The organism is Aeromonas sp. (assembly GCF_050633025.1).
Taxonomy (GTDB): Bacteria; Pseudomonadota; Gammaproteobacteria; order Enterobacterales; family Aeromonadaceae; genus Aeromonas.
In genome coordinates this window covers 1-4,452 of the sequence record NZ_JBODRQ010000197.1, presented here as the reverse complement: position 1 = coordinate 4,452, position 4,452 = coordinate 1, and the positions used below count along the sequence as shown (strand labels likewise).

Sequence of the window (4,452 nt, the reverse complement as noted above, 5' to 3'; positions counted from 1 at the left end):
AGCCGGCCGACAAGCTGTTCCCCCGCTTCGACTCCGCCGCCATGTCCATCGGCGCACTGGGCCCTGAGGCCCACGAGGCGCTGGCTGTTGCCATGAACCGCCTCGGTGGTCAGAGCAACTCCGGCGAAGGCGGCGAGGATCCCAAGCGCTTCGGTACCGAGAGGAACTCCCGCATCAAGCAGGTGGCGTCCGGTCGCTTTGGCGTCACCCCCCACTATCTGATGAACGCCGATGTGGTGCAGATCAAGGTGGCTCAGGGCGCCAAGCCCGGTGAAGGCGGCCAGCTGCCCGGTGACAAGGTCACCGCCCAGATCGCCAAGCTGCGTTATTCCGTGCCAGGCGTGACCCTGATCTCGCCGCCGCCGCACCACGACATCTACTCCATCGAGGATCTGGCCCAGCTCATCTTCGACATCAAGCAGATCAACCCGAGCTGTCTGGTGTCGGTGAAACTGGTCTCCGAGCCCGGCGTGGGCACCATCGCCTGCGGCGTGGCCAAGGCCTATGCCGACTTCATCACCATCTCAGGTTATGACGGCGGCACTGGCGCGAGCCCCCTCACCTCGGTCAAATATGCCGGCTCCCCGTGGGAGCTGGGTCTGGCTGAAACCCAGCAGGCGCTGGTCGCCAACGGCCTGCGCCACAAGGTGCGGCTGCAGGTGGATGGCGGCCTCAAGACCGGTCTGGACATCATCAAAGCGGCCATCCTCGGCGCCGAGAGCTTCGGTTTTGGCACCGGCCCCATGGTGGCGCTCGGTTGCAAATACCTGCGTATTTGCCACCTGAACAACTGCGCCACTGGCGTTGCCACTCAGGATGAGAAGTTGCGTCGCGAGCACTTCACCGGCCTGCCGGAGATGGTGATGAACTACTTCAAGTTCATCGCCGAGGAGACCCGCGAGCTGATGGCCCAGCTCGGCGTCACCCAGCTGACCGACCTCATCGGCCGCACCGATCTGCTGGAGGCCCTGCCCGGCCTCACCGCCCGTCAGGCCAAGCTGGATCTCTCTGGCATTCTGGCCCGTCCGGTAGCACCCGCAGGCTCCAGCCTGTTCAGCCAGCAGCACAACCCCACCTTCGACAAGGGGCCACTGAACCTGAAAATGGTGGAAGATCTGCTGGAGGCGGTGGAAACCTCAAGCGGCGGCGAGTTCCGCTACGACATCCGCAACACCGACCGCTCGGTGGGTGCGCGCCTCTCGGGCGAGATCGTCAAACGTCACGGCAACCAGGGGATGGCGGCGGATCCGGTCAAGGTGCACTTCAACGGCACCGCAGGCCAGAGCTTCGGCGTCTGGAACGCGGGTGGCCTTGAGATGATCCTCACCGGTGATGCCAACGACTATGTGGGCAAGGGGATGACCGGCGGCAAGCTGGTGATCAAGCCCCATGTCGGCGTGGCGTTCAAATCCCATGAAGCGGCCATCATCGGCAACACCTGCCTCTACGGCGCCACCGGCGGCAAACTCTACGCCGCAGGCACTGCTGGCGAGCGTTTCGCGGTGCGCAACTCCGGCGCCCTGGCGGTGGTCGAGGGGATTGGCGACAACGGTTGTGAATATATGACCGGCGGCATCGTCACCGTACTCGGTCAGACCGGCGTCAACTTTGCGGCGGGCATGACCGGTGGCTTTGCCTACGTGCTCGACGAGTGCGGCAACTTCGCCAAGCGCACCAACCCCGAGCTGGTGGAACTGCTGGACGTGGCGGATCTCGCCATCCATCAGGAGCACCTGCGCGGCATCATCACGGCGCACCTCAATGAGACCGGCAGCTCGCGCGCCGAGGAGATCCTGGCCAACTTCGACTCCTATGTGCCCAAGTTCAGGCTGATCAAACCCAAGTCCAGCGACGTGAAATCGCTGCTGGGTCACACCAGTCGTTCCAGTGCAGAACTCAGAATCCAGGCGCAATAAGGAGGGAACCCTATGAGCCAGAACGTATTTCAGTTTATCGATGTCCAGCGGGTCGACCCGCCCAAGAAGCCGCTCAAGATCCGCAAAATCCAGTTTGTGGAGATCTACGAGTCCTTCAATCAGCCGCAGGTACAGATGCAGGCGGATCGCTGCCTCGAGTGCGGCAACCCCTACTGCGAGTGGAAGTGTCCGGTCCACAACTACATCCCCAACTGGCTGAAGCTGGCCAAAGAGGGACGCATTCTGGAGGCGGTGGAGCTCTCCCACCAGACCAACAGCCTGCCGGAAGTGTGTGGCCGGGTCTGCCCGCAGGATCGCCTCTGCGAGGGCTCCTGCACCCTCAACGATCGCTTCGGCGCGGTGACCATCGGCAACATCGAAAAATACATCACCGACAAGGCGTTCGAGATGGGCTGGAAGCCCGATCTCTCGAACGTGGTCAAGACCGGCAAGCGGGTCGCCGTCATCGGCGCCGGCCCGGCGGGTCTTGCCTGCGCCGACGTGCTGGCACGCAATGGCGTCACCCCGGTGGTGTTTGACAAGTATCCGGAGATCGGTGGCCTGCTCACCTTCGGCATCCCCTCCTTCAAGCTGGAAAAAGAGGTGATGCAGCGTCGCCGCGAGATCTTCCAGGGGATGGGCGTGGAGTTTCGTCTCGAGACCGAAGTGGGCAAGGACATCACCTTCGCCGACCTGCTCGGCGAGTTCGATGCGGTCTTCCTCGGGGTCGGCACCTACAAGTACATGAAGGGCGGCTTTGCCAACGAGGAGGCGCCGGGCGTCTATGATGCCCTGCCCTACCTCATCGCCAACGCCAACCGGTTGCTGGGCTTTGAGAAGGCGCAAGCGGACTATATCGACTTCGCTGGCAAGCAGGTGGTGGTGCTGGGCGGTGGCGATACCGCCATGGACTGCGTGCGTACCGCCATCCGTCAGGGGGCTGACAAGGTGATCTGCGCCTATCGCCGCGACGAGGAGAACATGCCGGGCTCCAAGCGGGAGGTGAAAAACGCCCGCGAGGAGGGAGTCGAGTTCATGTTCAACCTGCAACCGGTGGCGGTCGAGCTGGATGCCCATGGCCGCACCGTCGGCATCAAGGTGGTGAGCACCGAGCTGGGTGAACCCGATGCCAATGGCCGCCGCAATCCGGTGGTCATCGAAGGCTCAGAGCAGGTGCTGGCCGCCGATGCGGTGGTGATGGCGTTTGGCTTCCAGCCCAACCCCCAACCCTGGATGGCGGAGTTCGGCATCGAGCTCGACAACCGGGATCGCATCAAGGCCCGCGAGCAGGCGGAATATGCCTTCCAGACCAGCAACCCCAAGGTGTTCGCCGGTGGCGATGCGGTACGCGGATCCGATCTGGTGGTCACCGCCATCTACGAAGGGCGCAAGGCATCCGAAGGGATCATGGACTATCTGGCAGTCTGATCCGACCGGCCAAGACCGTGATGCACTTTCACTATCAGCCCCGCCAATGCGGGGCTGATTTTTTGCAGCTCCCCCCTACAAACGCACCACCAGCCACTCCCCCTTGCCGACCGGCACCAGCGAGGTGGCAAAGGCCGGATCCTGCCCGACCTCGTTCATCCACTCCACCATCTCGCTGCGATGGGAGGTGGCGTTATCGACCACCAACAAGCCACGAGGCGCCAGCAGGCGGCGGATCTGCGGCCACCATGCCCGGTAGTGCTGACGATCCGAATCGAGGAAGATGAGTTGATAACCGCCTTGCGGCAAGGTCGGTAACAGCTCACCCGCATCCCCTGCCAGCAAGGTTACCCAGGGGGCCAGCCCTGCCCTCTGAAAGTTGCCATGGGCCAGCACGCGCTTATCCTCATCCAGCTCAATGGTGGTCACGTGCCCCTCCAACCGACGCACAGCTTCTGCCAGCCAGAGTGTGGAGTAACCATTGGAGGTGCCAATCTCCAGCACAGCCTGCGCCCCACGGGTCTGCACCAATACTGACAGCAACTCCCCCGTGTCGCGGGTGATATTGAGCAACTTGCGGTGGCGAGCCTGCTGCATGCTGTCATTGCGCTCGCCAAGCTGCTCCAGCTGGCGTTTTAATTGTTCCAGTTGAGTTATGGTGATTTCTGGTGTACGGAGGGATAGAAGGGGTGGCGTATCCTGCTGATTGATTCCAGCAAGAATCTCAATCAACAGAGGTGATACGCCATGGCCAATTCTACCCTCAGGGCCTTGCCACAACCAGAAGATAAGCCAACTGATCTGCTCACAGACCTGCTGCGTGCAGGAGCCAGAGACCTGATTGCCCAAGCTGTGGAGGCTGAGCTCCAGGCTCTGCTCGAGCTCCACGCTCAGCGCAAGCTCCACGATGGCCGCCAAGCGGTGGTGTGCCACGGATTCTTGCCTGAACGCACTATCCAGACGGGGATCGGGGATGTCGAGATCAAAGTGCCCAAGGTGCGCGACAGAAGCGGCTCAGGGATCTGCTTCAACAGTTCGCTGCTGCCGCCCTACCTCAAGCGTTCCAGCAGCATAGAGGCGCTGCTGCCCTGGCTGTATCTGCGGGGGA

The 4,452-nt window shown here is 62.5% G+C and carries 4 protein-coding genes; 3 read left to right on the top strand and 1 reads right to left on the bottom strand.

The window, feature by feature from the left end:
* Positions 1-1,916, top strand: a 1,916-nt coding sequence (gene gltB, locus ACRAUW_RS17000) for a glutamate synthase large subunit (protein ID WP_431363220.1), incomplete at its 5' end; no start/stop codon positions are given.
* 12 nt (positions 1,917-1,928) lie between these two features.
* The gene (locus ACRAUW_RS16995; RefSeq protein ID WP_431363219.1) at positions 1,929-3,344 is read left to right on the top strand and encodes an FAD-dependent oxidoreductase; all 1,416 of its coding nucleotides are present in this window, start codon (positions 1,929-1,931) and stop codon (positions 3,342-3,344) included.
* Positions 3,345-3,419: 75 nt separating this feature from the next.
* Here ACRAUW_RS16995 and ACRAUW_RS16990 read toward each other — a convergent pair whose 3' ends face one another.
* On the bottom strand, positions 3,420-3,941 hold the full coding sequence (locus ACRAUW_RS16990) for an O-methyltransferase (RefSeq protein ID WP_431363221.1): 522 nt from the start codon (positions 3,939-3,941) through the stop codon (positions 3,420-3,422).
* 150 nt (positions 3,942-4,091) lie between these two features.
* Here ACRAUW_RS16990 and ACRAUW_RS16985 point away from each other — a divergent pair.
* A partial coding sequence (locus tag ACRAUW_RS16985) for a transposase (RefSeq protein ID WP_431363218.1) occupies positions 4,092-4,452 on the top strand: 361 nt, incomplete at its 3' end.